This window comes from Rahnella sp. 2050 (assembly GCF_040544515.1).
In the GTDB taxonomy this organism is placed as follows: Bacteria; Pseudomonadota; Gammaproteobacteria; order Enterobacterales; family Enterobacteriaceae; genus Rahnella; species Rahnella aceris.
The window spans coordinates 1,494,183-1,511,653 of sequence record NZ_JBEPKE010000001.1 but is presented as its reverse complement, the minus strand read 5'-3'; the positions used below and the strand labels follow the sequence as shown (position 1 = coordinate 1,511,653).

Sequence of the window (17,471 nt, the reverse complement as noted above, 5' to 3'; positions counted from 1 at the left end):
CGAAAATCAGCATTCGTGCTCATGAATTCTGACGAGTTTATGTAGCGTGCGGGCCTTGTTGCCCGCCACTTTGGTGGCTTTGTCCGGATCGCCAGCCACAAATTCCAGCGTCGGTGAGTAATAAAAAGGCAGCCAGCCACCGTAGCCATTCTCCCACTCCCAGCGAACCGGGCAGGGCCACAGAATGTCTTCATGCATGATGTAATAAGTCCATCGCCCATGCGGACGACGAGGTTTTAGTATTTTCATAAACGGGAGAACGGGCTCTTAAAAATCACTCAGGATATTCTGGCTCGCGTAGCGGAAGGTTTCAACCCTCTGACCGGAATGATGCTTATTTAAGCAGTTTTAAGCGGGATAATTTGCAATACTTTACCCCCAGATCATCGCCGCCCAGCGTAACAGCATCAGTGCGCCACAGATACACAGCAGTACTACGACCATTTTCCAGTGCTTGGTCATCATCCGTTTGGTTACCATTTCTCCTCCTGCAATCCGGACATTGAGTGCGCCATGTGCTGATCAACATAGTGGACAACATGTTCTTTCAGTTCAGGAACGGTCTGATCGGTGAGCCATTCAAACGCCATCAACAGTAAGGCTGCGATGGCAATAACTGACAAAAGTATAACGGCTTTATTGCGTACTTCCATGATTCCCATTGATTCTGAATTACCTGATTTTTACTTTGCGAGAATAAGCCGCATCGGGAGCGGCTTCAGCATTCTGGTTCCGGAAAGGTTTAGAGATTATACCTTTTCGCCTGATTCGAAACTTTGATCCCGTTTCTGCTCCTCCGGCATTAGTGCTATTTCTTCATGACGGGCTCCCGGGCGGAAACCGTTCTTGCGGGCGCAAACGGCAATAATCAGCCCGGCGACGATAAGCAACTGCATGGCCCACGGAAAGACTGCAATGCCCGCGGTTTCCAGCAGGATCCCACCGGTTACCCCGCCACTGGCAATCGCCAGATTCCACGCCACGACCACCATCGATTGCGCCATATCGGCATGTTCACCGGTAGCGTCAGCAATCGCCGTTTGCAGCAAGGTTGCTGCACCACCAAACGTCAACCCCCACAGCGCGACACACAATGTCACGGTCAGCGGCGAAAAGCGGCTCAGCGCCAGCACGAGTGATAGCAGGGCAAAGGCTATCAGGCTGACCAGCAGGGTGCGCCGCAAATGTTTATCCACCAGCATGCCGGTGATACCAATGCCTGCCAGCGCGCCGAGGCCGAAAACCAGCAATATCTGATCGGCCCGTGCATCAAGCCCGGACAGGCGCAGGAACGGCACGATGTAGGTATAAAGCAGGTTGTGCGCCAGCATCCACAGCAGGATCACCATCAGAATACTGCGCACGCCGGGCATCATCATTACCTGTCTTAAAGGCTGGCGTTCCCCTGCGGCCTGCCCCGGATAGTCCGGTACTTTTTTCACCACCCAGACAATCAGCAGCAACGTGATGGCGGACATCACGCCGAATGCCATGCGCCATCCGAGCGCGGAACCCATCCAGGTGCCCAGCGGAACGCCGACAGATAGCGCCAGAGGTGTGCCGACCATCGCCACCGACAACGCACGCCCTTGCTGATGCACCGGGACCATCCGCCGTGCATAACCGGCCAGTAACCCCCACGCCAGCCCTGCCGCCGCGCCGGCCACCCAGCGGGCGAAGAGCGTCAGGACATAATTCGTCGAGAAGGTGGTGAGGGTATTAAAAATCAGAAAGCCAAAGATTGCCGTCAGCAATGCAGTGCGGCGGTTCCAGCCCCGTGTCAGTGCCGCCAGCGGGATGACGGCCATCAGCGAACCGGCGGCATACAGCGTCACCAGTTGCCCGGCCATCGCCGGTGACACATTAAGATCCGCTGCAATTTGAGGTAGCAATCCGGCGGGCAAGGTTTCGGTCATGATGGCGATAAAGCCGGTCAGTGCCATCGCCAGTAAAGCTGAAAGTGGCAGGGGAGATTTCAAGGCAATGGAATTCATGACTGCGCTCCATACACCGCATCGCGCAGTTCAGTGACGAACGTGCCAGACATGCCTTCATACATACAGGGTATTGGTCAAGGCAACGACGCTCAGTCCGGCGGTACGGTCAACGAACCAGGAATGACCGTAAGCCCCGCCCCAGCGCCACGTGCCGGTTGATTCCGGTGAAGCGGCAGCCTGCGGGTCACGTAATACCGAAAAACCTAAACCAAAGCCCAGACCCGGGGATTCCGGCAGTTCGGCTCCGCGAGTTTGATCTCGTCCCATTTCATCGACCAGCGCGGACGAGATCAACGGAGCGCCGCCGAGACGCAACATTTCCAGCATCTTCAGTACGTCAGCCGCGCTGCTGACCATACCCGCGCCGCCGGAAGGATAAGCCTGAGCATCGAGTGCGCGCGAAGGCGAGTATTCAATTCCCACGGTATTGTCGAAAGCGGCGACTTTTTCGCCTTCACGCAGACGATGGGGCTGTGGCACATCACTGACATACGGCGTAGCCAGCCGCGCCGGGTCATGTGCGAAGAAACCGGTGTCATGCATGCTCAGCGGGTCGGTCAGTTGCGTTTTTACCACTTCAGCGAGCGGTTGTTTGCAGACCTGTTCCAGCACTGCGCCCAGCACGTCCACGGCCAGCGAATACCCCCACGACGTGCCCGGTGTATACAGCAAAGGCACGTCCGATAAACGTCGCAGATTTTCCGCCAGCGAAATGCTGCTGCTGTCCATTCCGTCAGAAACCCCTGCGCGGGCATAAGGGCCGTTTTCGTCCGGCTCAAAAAAGCGGTAACTCAGCCCGGCGGTATGACTTAATAACTGCCGTACCGTGATGCGTGCCGGTTGTCCGTCTGGCAGGGTAGGGCGAAACTGCGGCAACCCTGTCTGAATATCGTTATCCAGCGCCAGCTTCCCCTGGGTGATCAGCGCCATTGCCACGGTGGACACAATCGGCTTGCTGACCGATGCCAGACGGAAAAGCGTATTTTCAGTCATCGGTTGGTGGCTTTCCCGGTCGGCAAAACCGGCAGCCTGGTGGTAAACCACCTCGCCGTGAAGGGCGACCATGACAACGGCACCGACCAGTCTTTGTGACTGAATCGCCTGAGCGATAACGCAATCAAGTCGGGATTTCAACGCAGTGGAATTCATGGGATATCTCAGCTTCAGAAAGTGTTAAATCACGATAGAGATCTCCTCAGTGAGGAAAAAGTAGGGTAGGTTTCCATAATATACGGACGATGATGTCCGTAATCGGGGGCAGTAATGGAAAATCTCAGTAGCCTGAATACCTTTGTACAGGTGGCAGAAACCCGCAGTTTTGTGGCAGCCGGGCGAATTTTAGGCGTATCGGCGTCGGCGGTGGGTAAAAGCATTGCGCGCATGGAGACCAGGCTGAATGTGCGGCTGTTTCACCGCAGCACCCGCAGCGTGACGCTGACCGTCGAAGGGACGCTGTTCCTCGAACGCTGCCGGCGCATCGTGGCGGAACTCGAGGCGGCAGAAAGCGAGCTGTCGCAACTGGCGGAAAGTCCGCGCGGCAGGTTGCGGCTGAGTTTGCCTCAGGTCAGCACGCTACTCTTGCCGGTGCTGGGCGAGTTTATGCGTCGTTATCCTGATATCGGGCTGGATCTGGATTTCACCGATCGCATCGTTGATGTGGTGGAAGAGGGGTTTGATGCCGTGGTGCGCACCGGCCAACTGGCTGATTCGCGATTGTCGATGCGCAAGCTGGGTACTTTTCATCATTTACTGGTCGGCGCGCCGGATTATTTTGAACAGTATGGTACACCTGCGAAGCCGCAGGAACTGGTTGAACACCGTTGTCTGCATTTTCGCTTTCCTAATAGCGGAAAGCTCGAACCATGGCCGCTGCCGGAATATCAGGATTTATCGCTGCCGGTATCGATGGTTTGCAATAATATTGAAACGCGCCAATGTTTTGCCCTGCAGGGGCTGGGCATCGCCTGTCTGCCTGATTTCAGTATCCGCAAGGAGCTGGCGGGCGGGCAACTGGTGACCGTGCTGGATGATTATGTGAAGCGCAGCGGTGACTTTTACATTTTATGGCCCTCCGGCGGTTATATGACGCCGAAGTTGCGGGTGTTTATTGATTTTCTCAGTGAACGGGTTTTCCCTGAAAATCCCGAGCTGGCGCTGCTATGTCCTCATTAAATCTGTTGTTAACTAAGGGAGTGTGTGATGAGTCATTCTGTCTTAATTGAACGCTTTTCTGCCGCCGATCAGCGCGGTGTGGTGGATGTGATTTTACCGATCCAGAATCAGGAATTTGGCATTGTCATCACCGAAGAACAGCAGCCTGATCTGCATGACATTCCGCAATTTTATCAGCGCGGCGCCGGGGATTTCTGGGTTGCCCGCTATGAAGGGAAAGTCGTGGGCACGCTGGGACTGAAAGATATCGGCAATGCGCAGACAGCACTGCGCAAAATGTTTGTCAGCGCGCCTTTTCGTGGCAGGGAGTACGGCGTGGCCACATTGTTACTCAACACGTTGCTGCATCATGCCCGGGAGAAAAATGTGAAAGATATTTTTCTCGGCACGACAGACAAGTTTCTGGCGGCGCATCGCTTTTATGAAAAGAACGGTTTTAAGGAAGTCACGGTGCCGGATCTGCCGCCAGCCTTCCCGCTGATGGCGGTAGACAGTAAATTTTACCGGCTAACCTTCTGATTTTTAATACTGTCAGTTTGCTGTCGTGTCCGTGTCAGGTTGCTGTCGTGTTGATTTCCGATCCTGCGTTGCATGCTGATTGGGTGTTCAACATTCACTCTACAGGTAAAAATTATGAATCAGAGCAAAATCAGGCAACTTCGCATTTCCCGTGCATGGTCTCAGGAACAACTGGCAGAACTTTCCTCACTGAGCGTGCGCACGGTGCAGCGTATCGAAAATGGTGAGCAGGCCAGCCTAGAAACCCTCGGCGCTATCGCAGCAGCCTTTGATATCAAGGTTTCTGAACTGACAGAAAACGATGCGAAAACGGGCAGTGCTTCAGGGCAGGCGCTTGACGACCAGATAGAAAAAGCCAGATATCAGGTAGCGGAAGAAAGCAGTTTTTATCGTTCCGTTCTGTTGTGGGCGGTGATCAACGCCGGTCTGTTCGCGATAAACCATTACACCTCGCCGGATTCAGTCTGGTTCGTCTGGCCCCTGTGTATCTGGGGCGGCATTGTGTTGTTGCGGGGGTTACGCATTTTTGTTTTTCGCGGATCGGTGGAGCGCTGGCAGAAGGCGCGTTTACAGAAGTTAATACGCAAGCTCTGATCCGGAAAAAATGCTACTAAAGCGCCCGTATTAATCGTAAGCAAAACTGCCCTGACTGAGACATATCAAAACCCTTGCCGGACATACTGCTATCCTCTGTAATATTCAGGGTCATTAGCTCAACGGACAGAGAATGGATCAGCAGCGGCGGTTTGCATTTAATCTTAAGAGACTGATATTGCTTCTTGCACTGGTGAGTACGCTTGTCACCTTGCTCAGCAGTTATCTGGCAATTTTTCAGGTAGAGAAGAAGCTCCTTACCGAATCCTCCCTCAGGGCGAGTCAGTCGTTCGCCACGCGACTGTCGCTGACGGCTGATTTGTTTTTCAATGCCGCAAACAAGCAGGTGGCCTATAGCGCCGATTTACTCGGCGAGCGGTTTAACAATGTTGATGCACTGACTGAAGAAGCCGATCGTTTGCAGTTGCAAAGTAAGCGCTTCAGCTCGGTGCTGGTGGTGGATACCACCGGCGTCGTGCGTGCGGCTTCACGAAACTCTGCGGCGATGGTCGGTTTAAAACTGGTGTCTGATGCCAATACCGCTGCGTTGAAAACGCAAAATCCGGTGCTCAGTTCCCCCTTTCTCACTCCACAGAATAATCACATCATTGTGCTTTCCTCACCCATCCGTAATGCGCGTGGCGGCTATCTCGGGTATCTGGCCACCGAAATTGACCTGAGCAAAGGCAGCATTGTGGATACGCTGATTAATGCCCGCAATTACCGTAAAGACGCCTATATCTATGTCATCGACCGTGAAGGCGACGTGTTGTATCGCGACGCGTCAGGCTGGAGTGAAAGCGCGCCACAGGGGCATGTGAACAAGGCACTTTTGGGCGGACGGGAGCAGGGTTTTTTGCGTATGGAAAACCTGCAAGGCGAAGAGTCTCTGGCGGGTTTCTCCACGGTCGAGGTGGCGGGCTGGACGGTGCTGGTGCTGCATCCGGCGAAAGCCGATGTGATGCTGCTGTATCACGTAATGATGCAGGTTTTGATCTACACGTTGCCGATCGTCATTCTGGTGTTCATCTGCATCTGGCTGCTGACGCGCTATATTTCGCGGCCGCTGCGACAGCTTGCCTCAAAGGCTGACACCATGGACTCACATGATGTCTCCGAGGAAATTCAGCAGATCAATGCCTGGTATTACGAAGCATCGAAGCTGAAAACGGTGATGTTGCAGGGGATCCGGTTGTTGCATCAGCGTATCGAACAACTGAGTACCGAAGCCCATACCGACCCGATGACCGGGCTGCTGAACCGGCGCGGTTTTTATGAGGCGGTGGATAAACAGCTAAAGGAATCGTCGCGCGTTGCAGTCATCACCCTCGATATCGATCACTTCAAAAAAGTAAACGACACTTTCGGACATGACGTGGGCGATAGGGTGATCACCCAACTGGCGCGCCACATTCTGAGTAATTCGCGGGAAGGCGATCTGCTGTGCCGTATGGGTGGCGAGGAATTTTTACTGCTGCTGCCCGGCGCGTCACTGACGCAGGCCACCGGGCTGGCCGAGCGTTTGCGCAAGCAGGTTGAAATGCAGCAGTTTGAGGGGGCCGGTCAGGTCACGATTTCACTCGGCGTTACCCTGTTCTATCCCGGAAAAGCCAATATTGACGGGGCATTGAAAACCGCGGATAAAGCGCTGTATCAGGCCAAAAATAAAGGGCGTAACTGCGTGGTGAATTTGTAGATTGGATGAGGCTAAACGGTCAGCCAGAAGGATGAGAAAAGGCTCAGGCATCGCGCCTGAGCTTTGACTTAGCGTGAACCCGGCAGCAGGGATTCAGTGCATTTGAAGACGTCTTCGCGGAATTTGCGTGAGGCATCATCCAGATCGGCCTGATTGGCGACATCTGCACGGTTGGCTTCCAGCGCCTGATTGACCGCGAGGGTGAACGCATTTTCCTGGCTGGCATTCAGCACATTCCCCACGCTGCCGAACAGCAGACGCATGGCGGAAATCTGCACCAGCAGCTCACGGTTTACGCGCTCAAGCTGGTCAACACGTTTGTTCAGGGTCTCGTCATTCATAGGTGTCTCCTTATTTAATTGCCGCACACCATAACAAAAGCACCGCAATGAAAAAACCGTCTTACGGCGGGCGGGTCTTTGTCTGGTGGATTAACGCACCATTTGCTGCATCTGACGGCTGAGTTGCATCAGTTGCGCATTCAGCGGAACCAGTTGTTGCTGGATGGCGTTGTATTTATCCAGTTGTTTCTGGTTGGCGAATTGCAGACGGTTGCCGGTAATGGTGACGTTTTTGCCCTGACTTTTGATGAAGTCGGCCTTCGCTACAATCAGGTTCAGCACCTGCGGCAATAAATCAAACACCTGCTCAGTGACGGCTGACGGTTTAACGATGGTTTTCTCATACACCTGATCGTAAACCTTCTTCAGGTCTTCCGGCTGTTTCAGCGCTGCATGCTGCGTATCGGCCTGGGTTTTCAGCAGCACGATTTTCTCTTTCCATCGTTCACTGCTGTCAGCCATTTTCTTCAGATCATCGCGCTGCTCAAGCAGGTTACTGACACTGTTTACGCCGTTCATACCGGCAAAAACCGGCACCAGCGAAGAATCCAGTTCGATATTCATCTGATGATGAAAACCGGTGATAATCGCGTAATCTTTAGTGTAATCGCCAAACTCTTTTTTCTGCGCTTCGGTCAGTTGCGGGACGGCCAGCACGGGTTTATCGAGGATCCGCGACTGAAGAAAGTCTATAAAGGCTTTGCGTTGTGCGGGTTCTTTATCACCGCAGCCGCTGAGGACAACAATCATCAGCAACATCATAAAAGGGAGCAAAAATACGCGGTGTGAGGTCTGTAAGCGGGGCGCTGAGTGCATCATTTCCTTGTTCCTTTATCTCCATCATCAGAGCCTTAACCTTAACGCATAAAGATAATTTTTTGCTAGATCAGCATAGCTATCTTCGCTAACGTCACTCTCAGAGTCATTTATTCAGGGAATGTATCACTTTGAAGCATAAGTTATTTTCGATAAAAAAGTTTGCGCCGGTGCTGGCCATGATGATCCTCGCGGGGTGTACCTCGACGAAAAAAAGCGCAACGCCGGTGCAAAATCCGCATGACGTGAAAGTGGATATCGTGCGGCTGATGCCGACATCAGCCCCCGACAGAAAAGGTTGGGCGACCGATATTACCGCCGCTTTCACCACGCAGAACATTCCGGCAACCACCGAAAATATCTGTTCTGTGCTGGCGGTGGCGCAGCAGGAATCCAATTTCAACGCCGACGCACCGGTGCCGGGATTAAGCAAAATTGCGTGGAAAGAGATTGACCGGCGCGCCGATGCGGTTCATGTGCCCAATTTCCTGGTGCACACCGCGTTGTTGCTGAAATCCCCGAACGGCAAATCCTACAGCGAGCGGCTGGATAACGTAAAAACCGAGAAACAGCTGAGTGCGATTTTTGATGATTTCATTGATATGGTGCCGATGGGGCAGAAGCTGTTCGGCAATCTGAATCCGGTGCATACCGGCGGGCCGATGCAGGTCAGCATCGCGTTTGCCGAGCAAAACGCCAAAGGCTATCCGTATAAAGTTGAGGATTCAATCCGCAATGAAGTGTTTAGCCGCCGCGGCGGCGTGTATTTTGGCGTCAAACATCTGCTGGGGTATCCGGCGAATTACACTCAGCCGTTATACCGCTTTGCCGACTTTAATGCTGGCTGGTATGCCAGCCGCAACGCCGCATTCCAGAGTGCGGTAAGTAAAGTGTCAGGCATTCCGCTGGCACTGGACGGTGACCTGATTAACTACGGCACTGATAAACCGGGCGGCACAGAGCTGGCGGTACGCACACTGAGCAAACGTCTGGACATCAGCAATTCGGCCATCCGTAAGGCACTGGAGAAGGGCGAACAACTGGAGTTTGAAGAGACCCGGCTCTACAAGCAGGTATTCGCGCTGGCGGATAAAACCACCGGAAAAAGACAACCACGGGAAATGCTACCGGGCATCACGCTGGAAAGTCCGAAGATTACCCGCAAGCTGACTACCGCGTGGTTTGCTAAGCGGGTAGACGGTCGTCGTGCGGATTGCATGAAAAGAGCGGGAGGATGATTCTTAAAGCCTGCCGGAACCGGGCAGGCTTTCTTATTATTTAATCGGGCTACAGCCGTTGCCGCGGGCGGCCTGAGCGATATTTCCGGTTGGAATAAATCCGCCGGTAATATAATCCTGTTGAAATAAAAGCTTGCTTAATAAATCCGCCTGTGTGTAAATAGCGTCAACGGTTTGTGGTTAAGACCTATTTATGTAAGACATTTTAGTAAAGCAGTTCCTGGTTCAAGTGATGTAGCAAATCCTTTCTCCGACGAATTTCCTTCTCTGATGCATCCATAAGTATTTCAAATAAAAACAGACCTATATTGCCCTATGGCATCATAAAATAAAAACGAAGAAGGTATTTTCTATGTCTAATAAAATGACTGGTTTAGTAAAATGGTTTGACGCTGGTAAAGGTTTCGGTTTCATCTCCCCTGCAGACGGCAGCAAAGACGTGTTCGTTCACTTCTCTGCAATCCAGAGCAATGATTTCAAAACCCTGGACGAAGGTCAGAACGTTGAGTTCACCATCGAAAATGGTCAGAAAGGCCCATCAGCGGGTAACGTTGTCGTTCTGTAATGTCGCCTGATATTGAAGGCAAACACTCTGCAATAGCGAAGATGGGTTAAACCCGGAGCAGCCAGAATAATTGTTTCAATATCGACATTATCAATGACAAAAATAAACCCTGGCCAACGCCGGGGTTTATTATATATAAGCTTCTGAATTTATTTCCGGGAGCCATAACAGAAAAGCCAGTTGGATTATTTCACCCGTTGTTTTTTCTGTTATGAAATGGCCGTGCTCAGGCCGCGCAATGTCGGAGTGTTCGATGGACGCTTGCGCCATAATATGACGGCCGGGAAAGCACCGGCAAATTCCCTTTATCCTTTGGACTGGCTCTGCGTTGGCCGCCATCACTCACCCCAGTCACATACTGATGTATGCTCCCGGGGACGCGTTCTGTTGCCGCCTTCCTGCAACTCGAATTATTCGTGAATAAGCTTTGTGTTCAATCCCGATCCCAATCCAACCTCAATTGCTGCCTTTGCCGAAAAACAGGCAAAAAAAAGCCCGCACGCGGCGGGCAAAATAACAGGGTTCTACAGGGGTATTACACAGGGACATCACACAACATTTGATGGATTTAAGATATCAAACCTTGTGTATGGTTTTGTCATCGCCCGGTAAGGTTAATCCAGCAGATGTAAGCCTTATTTGTCCGCATAATGCGTAATCACCTGATCAATTTTGCTGTCCGCCAGCGCAATGCCCTTCTGTATCAGAGACTCAGAACCGATGCTTGCCAGCACGATAACCACGGCAACAATCATTAATCCTTTGTATGTCATGATGAATCCTTCCGCATAGCTTAATGAATGGCAGCATTATGCGACGATACGGCAAGTATCGCCACAGGAAGAGAAAGCAGAGGGAAAGGCGTTATGCGCCTAAATGGCCGACAGTGAAATACGTGACCAAACCAACGATCACCAGCAGCGCAATCGCAGAGGCAGTATAAAGAATGATGCGTTTAGGGCTGTAAAATGCCATGAAATGTCCTTATTTATCCGTCGTCGCTAACGCTGTTTACTCACAGAAGTTCCATCATCAGGGCCATCACATAACCGATCCCGACAGAGCCTCCTGCCATCATTAACCAAAAAGCAGTGGCCTTCATTTCACACTCCTTGTGCGGGACGAATTGTCCCAATCATTTGTTTCATGATGCAATTATAACAAACATATAATCCATATGGATAAATATGTGCTTTTATTTTAAGCAATGTGTCTGAGAAATCCCTTTCTGAACTGTGAAGCATCTCGCTAATCTGCCCAAAAGCAATGACGAAGCAGGGGAGATGATTGTGCTTATGCACATCGTTTAATGCATTGATAATATGCAGTAATAAGGCCAGTGAGTCCTTGCGGGTGATCAAAGCTTGGGCGACTGCACAATGGTAAATCCCGGTGTACACATCTTACTTAGTGTTGCAGTTGTTCATAATTTCAACGCTAAGGGAACACCATGAACGGTCATGAAAACAAAGCGGTACGCAGTGCAAACCGCAAATTCTTTGCCCGCACCATTCCGATGCTCATCCTGATGTTGATCATTAACCAAATCGACCGCACCAATGTCGGATTCATCAAGCATAGCCTGGAAACCGACGTAGGCATCAGCACGGCAGCGTTCGGTTTCGGTGCCGGGCTGTTCTTCGTCGGTTACGCGCTGTTTGAAATTCCCAGCAACATGCTGATGGACAAGTATGGCGCGCGTGTCTGGCTGACGCGCATCATGATCACCTGGGGTGCGGTGGTCTTTGCCATGGGCTTCGTCACCACACCGATGCAATTCTACGTGCTGCGGTTTCTGCTCGGTGTCGCTGAAGCCGGTTTCTTCCCTGGGATCCTGTTCTATTTCCGCAAATGGGTGCCGAATGTTTACCGCGGCCGTGCCACGGCTTTGATCCTCACCGGTTCAGCAGCCGCGTACTTGCTCTCCGGCCCGGTTACCGGTGGCCTGCTGGAACTGCATGACTTTATGGGATTGCCGGGCTGGCAGTGGGTGCTGTTTATCGAAGGTGCGCTGTCGGTGCTGGTAGGGATCGTGGCGGCATTCTTCCTGGTGTCGAAACCTGAAGAGGCAAAATGGCTGACTGCTGAAGAGAAACTTGCGCTGAGTAATGCGCTGAGCACGGAATCCAGTTCGCGTGATTTACATACGCAGGGTCAGTCGCGCTGGAAGCTGATCACTGACGGCAAAATGGCGTACCTGTGTTTCCTGTTCTTTGTGATGTGCATGACCGGTTACACGCTGGTGTTCTGGCAACCGGAGATCATCGGCCGCATTCAGGGGCTTTCCCCCTTCCAGATCGGCATGCTGAATTCCGTTCCGTGGATTTGCGCCATTATCGCCATCAATATTCTTGGCCGCGTCAGCGACCGTTTCCGCGGCAGTCGCGAAACCATTCTGGCGCTGGCGTTGATTGTGGCTGCGATCGGCACCTGCCTGTGTACGGTCGGCAGTCCGTGGTTTGGCTTATTTGCGCTGTGCGTGGTGTGTATCGGGACGAAATCCAGCGCGGTATTGTTCTGGCCGATCCCGCAAAGTCAGCTACCGTCATCCATCGTGGCACCGGGGATTGCGCTGATCAATTCGCTGGGCAATCTCGGCGGTTTCTTCGCACCGGCGGTGTTTGGTTATCTGCAACAAACCACCGGCAGCACCACTGCGGGTTTGTATATCCTCAGCGGAATTTCGGTTTTCGCCGCTATCACGCTGTTCTTCACCAAAACTCACCGCACGCCAACGCAACCTGAATATCACGCCCCGCAGGGAATGGAGCCAAAACGTCATGTCTGATACGCCTAAAATTGTCGAAATGCAGGTCATTCCGGTCGCCGGTTACGACAGCATGCTGCTGAACATTGCCGGTGCACATAACTGTTATTTCACCCGTATTTTGCTGGTGCTCAAAGACAGTGCCGGACATACCGGCGTGGGCGAAGCGCCCGCCACCGGCGTGGTGCTGAAGATCCTCAATGATGCCATCCCGCATATCGTCGGGCAGAAAATTGGCATCATGAATCAGCTGGTGAGCGATTTGCACAAACGGGATCTGGAGGAAAACCGTCAGCCGAAACCGGTGCTGCCGGGCTTCCGGCCGTGGGATCTCGAACGTCATCACAATGCCGTCGCGGTTCTGGAAACCGCACTGCTGGATCTGATGGGGCAGTTTCTCAATCAGCCGGTGGCGCAACTGCTCGGCCCCGGTAAACAGCGCGATGAAGTGCCGGTGCTCGGTTATCTGTTTTATATTGCCGACCGGCAGAAAACCGATCTGGATTATCAGCCAGGAAAGGCGCAGGCGGGGCAGCATCCGTGGTATCACCTGCGTCATCAGGAGGCCATGAGCCACGAAAAAGTGGTGCAACTGGCGGAAGCGGCACAGGATAAATACGGTTTTAAAGATTTCAAACTTAAAGGCGGCGTGCAGGCGGGTGAAGTCGAAATAGAAACGGTCAGGGCACTGAAAAAACGCTTCCCGCAGGCGCGTATTACTGTGGACCCGAATGCGTCCTGGTCGCTGGATCAGGCGATTTCGCTGTGCAAAAACATGCACGGGATTTTGTCTTACGTTGAAGATCCGTGTGGCGCGGAGCAGGGGTTTTCCGGACGTGAAACGCTGGCGGAATTTAAGCGCGCCACCGGATTACCGGTCGCGACCAATATGATTGCCAACGACTGGCGGCAGATGAGCCATGCGCTGCAACTGAATGCGATCGATATCCCGCTGGCTGATCCCCATTACTGGTCGATGCGCGGGGCGAATACCATCGGCACATTATGTAATGCGTGGGGGCTGACGCTTGGCTGTCATTCGAACAATCACTTTGATGTGTCGCTGGCGATGCTGGCGCATCTCGGGGCGGCCGCGCCCGGCGAGATCACGCCATTTGATACACACTGGATCTGGCAGGAGGGACAGCATCTGACCAAAAACCCGTTGCAGATTAAAGACGGTAAACTGGCGCTGAATGAACTGCCGGGGCTGGGCGTTGAACTGGATATGGATGCCGTCGGCATCGCCCATCAGCGTTACAACAACCTGCGGCACAAAGATCGCGATGATGCGATCGCCATGCAGTATCTGATCCGCGGCTGGGCGTTTGACGGCAAGCGCGCCACTTTGGTTCGCTGACGTCGGGCTGACTGGCGTGTGGTGACTTAAGCGAGTTTTATTTCAAATAATCGGTGCGGGCGTTCAGTTTGTTATGCGCGCTGGCATCGATAGTTGTGGAAGGTCTGGTGCTGCTTTCGCTGGCTTTACGGTTCAGTTCAGAAGCCACTTCCTGAGCGCTGGAAGGGTAAGCCTGAGCGAAACTGTTGAACGTGGTCATTGAGATCATCAGGCCAAAAAGAGCGAGGGTAATGCGTTTCATTTTGCAGGTGTCCGGTCTGTTCACATTTTGTCATAAGGGTACGTGATTCAGCGGCCGATTTTATATGCTTTCTTCATAAGAAACGGGAGCTAATTGTGCTCCCGTTCATCATTTATGCTGTGCTCAGCTGCTGTGTTACACGTGCTGGAGCGTATTATGCGCTTCTTCTGACTTATTCGGTAAGCGAATTGTGGCAGAAAGAACCAATGACACAATCAATAATACAGTGATGATGCTGAAGGTCACTGCGAAGCCACCGAACAGGGAAGCCACCAGTGAGGCAAAGATGCTGCCGATACCGAAGCCCAGATACAGCAGGCCGTAGTTTTTGGTCATGTTGTTCAGGCCGAAGAAGTCGCTGACCAGTGAAGGGTAAACGGTGATGGTTCCACCGAAGCTGAAAGCGACGCAGGCCACGGAGAGGAAGAACATCATTTCGTTCATCTGGGTGAACAGCATCATGCTCATACCGGCCAGCGACACAATCTGCGCGATAGAGATAACGCGGATACGCTGCATTTTGTCAGACAACACACCCAACACCAGGCGGCCGCTCAGGTTAGCAATCGCAATCACGGTTACGGCGTTGGCGGCGGTCAGCGCATCCAGTTTAACCAGGCTTTGACCGATATCTTTCGCCACACCAATCACATACAAACCACTCATGCAGGCGGTCAGGAACATCAGCGCCAGCATCCAGTATTGCGGTGCACGAATGGCTTCGGCCAGGGTGAAATCACGGCTGTCGTTGCTGTTATCGTTCAGGGTGTTTTCCTCACGGGTGACGGCTGATGTTTCCTGTTTCGGCGCATCTTTCATCATCAGTGCGCCGGCAATCACCATCACCATCGCCACACCACCCCAGATCATGAAAGTGTTTTGCAAACCTTCCGTCGCCAGCAGATGACCGCAGACGAATTTGAATAACAGACTGCCCAGCCCGTAAGCACCGATTGAACAGGCTGAAATCATGCCTTTACGCTCAGGGAACCATTTCACGCAGTTGGTGAGGGTCAGCAGGTAACCGGCACCGTCCGCCAGACCGACCAGCACGCCGGCGCTGATGTACAGCATGATCACGTTATCGGAATGGGCGGTCAGCGCGAAACCGGCGGCCATCAGTAAACCGGCGGCGATGGTGACGGCACGCACACCAAACCGTTCCTGAAGTTTACCCGCAACGGAAGAGGCGAGAGCCAGACACAGACTCAGGATACCGAACGTCAGCGCAACGCGGCTGATCGGTTCGCCGAGTTTTTCGGACAACTGACCGTTAAAGAGACTCCAGGTATAAACGGAACCCAGTGCAAGCTGAGTAAGAATGGTACCGGCCAGTGTCAGCCAGCGGGTACGGTTGTCGTTCTGCATGCCAGATTTGTCACTCATAGTGGGTTCTCCCGAGCGAAGTAGATTCAATTAACTGTGGCTATGATAAGTCCGCGGAATGGATGCGGATGATTTGTGGAGTGAGATGCATGAGTTGCGGAATGAAATGCATCCATGACGGCATGAGTCGCCATTTTCTGGCTAAAATCAGCTCAAAATTGGACTTAAAACACCGCTGCAGGCCTTGCGGGGCGCGGGTTTTAGTTGATCTGGATCACTAATCTGTTATTTAGTTTTTTCAGGCAGGGTTACAAAGGTTTCGTTGTGTCACTGGCTGCATCAGAAAGATTCTGACCGGGGGAGTTTTAAACGATTAATTATTAATAAGGTGAAAAAAACGAGCCGTTTGAGCTCGTTTTTGTTTCTGCGTTCCGGTCTACAAGGCCCCGGTATTCAGCGCGGCATTAATCGCGGCCGCGACGCCGGTCGGGTTTTCCCACATCATCGAGTGACCGGCTTGCGGCACAATGGCGGTCTGAACACCATGTTGCGGCAAAACGGCGACATCCGGTTCAGGCAGTGAAAACTCACCAAACAACACCGTCGCAGGCATTTCAAGCTGATAAAGCTGTTCGCGCCATGATACCGTTTCCCCCTTTACCAGCCCGACCGCCTGACGGTGGATGGCCAGCGGCGAGGCGATGCTCATACATCCTGCCCAGATGTGATTATTCCCGCGTACGGCGACATCAATCAGATGTGTATGGCCCTCGCGCAGATATGCTTCTTCTGAATACTGAGTCACCGCGCGGCTGAAGGTGCCGCCGCCGGCATCCAGATTTGGCTCGGCGACAATCAGGCGCTGGATCAGGTCAGGGCGCTGCGCTGCCACCATAATGGCAATGCTGCCGCCCATGCTGTGACCGATTAAATTGACCTGTGGCACACCCAGGCTTTCCAGCCAGGCAATCACACAATCAGTATGCGCCCGGAGGCTGTAGCTGAAATCATCGGGTTTATCGCTGTAACCTGAACCGGCGAAATCCAGCAGCAGCGAGCGACGCGGGCGCAGGGAAGCATCTGTCGCCACCCGTGGAAAATCGCAGGAAGCTGCACAGCCGAGACCGTGTAAAAAGACCAGCGGCACACCCAGCCCTGGTAACTCGTGGAAACGTAACTGCATTTCCATACCGGGTACTTTGAACGATTTCATCTCAATCCTTTGTTAATCACTTAAGTGCAATCTGCGGATTATAGGCAGGATTTTTCTTAGCGGCAGTATAAAAAAGGGGTGAACACGCATCCGGGACTGGCGGCATCATCAATGATGGTGGATTCCCGTTAAGTCATTCAGCATGTGAATATTTTTTTTCCGGACTCTTTCTATCAGCCAGACAAGTGATAGCATGGAACCCTTGCTCACTTTATGGATTTATCTGATGGTCAGGTTAGGCAGTTTTGTGGCGGTTACCCTGGTGTTGGCGTCGTTTTCAGCATCTGCTGTCACTCAGTATCAATGTGTATTAACGCACCACACGCAGTCTGATGATGGCAACGATGTTTCTGAAGTCGTCAATAAAAACGCACAGGTCTATGATGCGGGTAATACGTTCAGCTTTTCTCCGGATGGCAGCAAAATGGTCACCAGCCCGGAACTGACGGACATCATCGGCAAAGACAATCAGCCCATGAAAGCCGGTGCACAAGATAACCTGATGTATATTCACGTAAAAGACAGTTTTGTTGTCGCCACGCAAACCGAAGGTTATGTTTACGGAGATTGCAAAGTGAATACCGCGAAGTAAAAATCCTGGCCACAGCATTTTCTGAATCCGGGCG

General features: G+C 52.6%; 19 protein-coding genes and 1 pseudogene. 9 read left to right on the top strand and 11 right to left on the bottom strand.

Annotation, left to right across the window (positions count from 1 at the left end):
• Nucleotides 1–6: 6 nt before the first annotated feature.
• From ABIC79_RS06710 to ABIC79_RS06690, 5 genes and pseudogenes are all read right to left on the bottom strand, one after another.
• Nucleotides 7–198, bottom strand: a complete 192-nt coding sequence (locus ABIC79_RS06710; protein ID WP_013574325.1) for a hypothetical protein — start codon at nucleotides 196–198, stop codon at nucleotides 7–9.
• 174 nt (nucleotides 199–372) lie between these two features.
• A complete protein-coding gene (gene yniD, locus ABIC79_RS06705) occupies nucleotides 373–480 on the bottom strand; it encodes a small membrane protein YniD (RefSeq protein ID WP_013574326.1) in 108 nt (35 codons plus the stop codon).
• Nucleotides 474–653 (bottom strand): hypothetical protein, encoded by a 180-nt coding sequence (locus ABIC79_RS06700; RefSeq protein ID WP_223509705.1) that lies wholly within the window; start codon nucleotides 651–653, stop codon nucleotides 474–476. Before ABIC79_RS06700 ends, yniD begins: the two co-directional genes overlap by 7 nt.
• 96 nt (nucleotides 654–749) lie before the next feature.
• On the bottom strand, nucleotides 750–1,994 hold the full coding sequence (locus ABIC79_RS06695; RefSeq protein WP_112151303.1) for an MFS transporter: 1,245 nt from the start codon (nucleotides 1,992–1,994) through the stop codon (nucleotides 750–752).
• Nucleotides 1,991–3,146 (bottom strand): annotated as a pseudogene (locus tag ABIC79_RS06690) (serine hydrolase domain-containing protein). The gene ABIC79_RS06695 and the pseudogene ABIC79_RS06690 overlap by 4 nt, the downstream one beginning before the upstream one ends.
• 114 nt (nucleotides 3,147–3,260) lie before the next feature.
• Here ABIC79_RS06690 and ABIC79_RS06685 point away from each other — a divergent pair.
• The 4 genes from ABIC79_RS06685 (at nucleotide 3,261) to ABIC79_RS06670 (ending at nucleotide 6,978) form a co-directional block, all read left to right on the top strand.
• Nucleotides 3,261–4,169, top strand: coding sequence for a LysR family transcriptional regulator (locus tag ABIC79_RS06685; protein ID WP_013574330.1), 909 nt, complete (start codon nucleotides 3,261–3,263; stop codon nucleotides 4,167–4,169).
• A gap of 27 nt (nucleotides 4,170–4,196) precedes the next feature.
• Entirely contained in the window at nucleotides 4,197–4,688 is a 492-nt protein-coding gene (locus tag ABIC79_RS06680; RefSeq protein ID WP_013574331.1) for a GNAT family N-acetyltransferase, read from the top strand.
• A gap of 114 nt (nucleotides 4,689–4,802) precedes the next feature.
• Entirely contained in the window at nucleotides 4,803–5,282 is a 480-nt protein-coding gene (locus ABIC79_RS06675) for a 2TM domain-containing protein (protein WP_112151302.1), read from the top strand.
• 178 nt (nucleotides 5,283–5,460) lie between these two features.
• Nucleotides 5,461–6,978, top strand: a complete 1,518-nt coding sequence (locus ABIC79_RS06670; protein ID WP_238321186.1) for a sensor domain-containing diguanylate cyclase — start codon at nucleotides 5,461–5,463, stop codon at nucleotides 6,976–6,978.
• Between the two features lie 68 nt (nucleotides 6,979–7,046).
• Here the strand turns inward: ABIC79_RS06670 and ABIC79_RS06665 are convergent, their stop codons facing one another.
• Entirely contained in the window at nucleotides 7,047–7,319 is a 273-nt protein-coding gene (locus ABIC79_RS06665) for a hypothetical protein (RefSeq protein WP_015689466.1), read from the bottom strand.
• A 90-nt stretch (nucleotides 7,320–7,409) separates the two neighbouring features.
• A complete protein-coding gene (locus tag ABIC79_RS06660; protein ID WP_013574334.1) occupies nucleotides 7,410–8,138 on the bottom strand; it encodes a DUF3053 domain-containing protein in 729 nt (242 codons plus the stop codon).
• Between the two features lie 176 nt (nucleotides 8,139–8,314).
• Between ABIC79_RS06660 and ABIC79_RS06655 the strand changes: the two genes are divergently transcribed.
• Together ABIC79_RS06655 and cspE are read left to right on the top strand one after the other, a co-directional pair.
• Complete coding sequence (locus tag ABIC79_RS06655; RefSeq protein WP_052300781.1) at nucleotides 8,315–9,373, top strand: DUF1615 domain-containing protein; 1,059 nt, start codon at nucleotides 8,315–8,317, stop codon at nucleotides 9,371–9,373.
• 352 nt (nucleotides 9,374–9,725) lie between these two features.
• Nucleotides 9,726–9,938, top strand: a complete 213-nt coding sequence (cspE, locus tag ABIC79_RS06650; RefSeq protein ID WP_013574336.1) for a transcription antiterminator/RNA stability regulator CspE — start codon at nucleotides 9,726–9,728, stop codon at nucleotides 9,936–9,938.
• 635 nt (nucleotides 9,939–10,573) lie between these two features.
• Here the strand turns inward: cspE and ABIC79_RS06645 are convergent.
• Nucleotides 10,574–10,711, bottom strand: a complete 138-nt coding sequence (locus ABIC79_RS06645) for a hypothetical protein (protein ID WP_013574337.1) — start codon at nucleotides 10,709–10,711, stop codon at nucleotides 10,574–10,576.
• Between the two features lie 677 nt (nucleotides 10,712–11,388).
• Between ABIC79_RS06645 and ABIC79_RS06640 the strand changes: the two genes are divergently transcribed.
• Both ABIC79_RS06640 and ABIC79_RS06635 read left to right on the top strand, forming a co-directional pair.
• Entirely contained in the window at nucleotides 11,389–12,726 is a 1,338-nt protein-coding gene (locus ABIC79_RS06640) for an MFS transporter (RefSeq protein ID WP_013574339.1), read from the top strand.
• On the top strand, nucleotides 12,719–14,065 hold the full coding sequence (locus ABIC79_RS06635) for an enolase C-terminal domain-like protein (protein WP_112151297.1): 1,347 nt from the start codon (nucleotides 12,719–12,721) through the stop codon (nucleotides 14,063–14,065). The genes ABIC79_RS06640 and ABIC79_RS06635 overlap by 8 nt, the downstream gene beginning before the upstream one ends.
• 37 nt (nucleotides 14,066–14,102) lie before the next feature.
• Here ABIC79_RS06635 and ABIC79_RS06630 read toward each other — a convergent pair whose 3' ends face one another.
• The 3 genes from ABIC79_RS06630 to ABIC79_RS06620 all read right to left on the bottom strand — a co-directional run bounded on the left by ABIC79_RS06630 (nucleotide 14,103) and on the right by ABIC79_RS06620 (nucleotide 16,845).
• Nucleotides 14,103–14,306, bottom strand: a complete 204-nt coding sequence (locus ABIC79_RS06630) for a hypothetical protein (RefSeq protein ID WP_013574341.1) — start codon at nucleotides 14,304–14,306, stop codon at nucleotides 14,103–14,105.
• A 135-nt stretch (nucleotides 14,307–14,441) separates the two neighbouring features.
• Entirely contained in the window at nucleotides 14,442–15,692 is a 1,251-nt protein-coding gene (locus ABIC79_RS06625; protein WP_013574342.1) for an L-lactate MFS transporter, read from the bottom strand.
• A 376-nt stretch (nucleotides 15,693–16,068) separates the two neighbouring features.
• Nucleotides 16,069–16,845: an alpha/beta fold hydrolase gene (locus ABIC79_RS06620; protein ID WP_013574343.1), complete on the bottom strand. Its 777-nt coding sequence runs from the start codon at nucleotides 16,843–16,845 to the stop codon at nucleotides 16,069–16,071.
• Nucleotides 16,846–17,038: 193 nt separating this feature from the next.
• On the opposite strand from ABIC79_RS06620, the gene ABIC79_RS06615 reads away from it, so the two are divergent.
• Nucleotides 17,039–17,437, top strand: a complete 399-nt coding sequence (locus ABIC79_RS06615) for a hypothetical protein (protein ID WP_015689469.1) — start codon at nucleotides 17,039–17,041, stop codon at nucleotides 17,435–17,437.
• Nucleotides 17,438–17,471 lie beyond the last annotated feature (34 nt).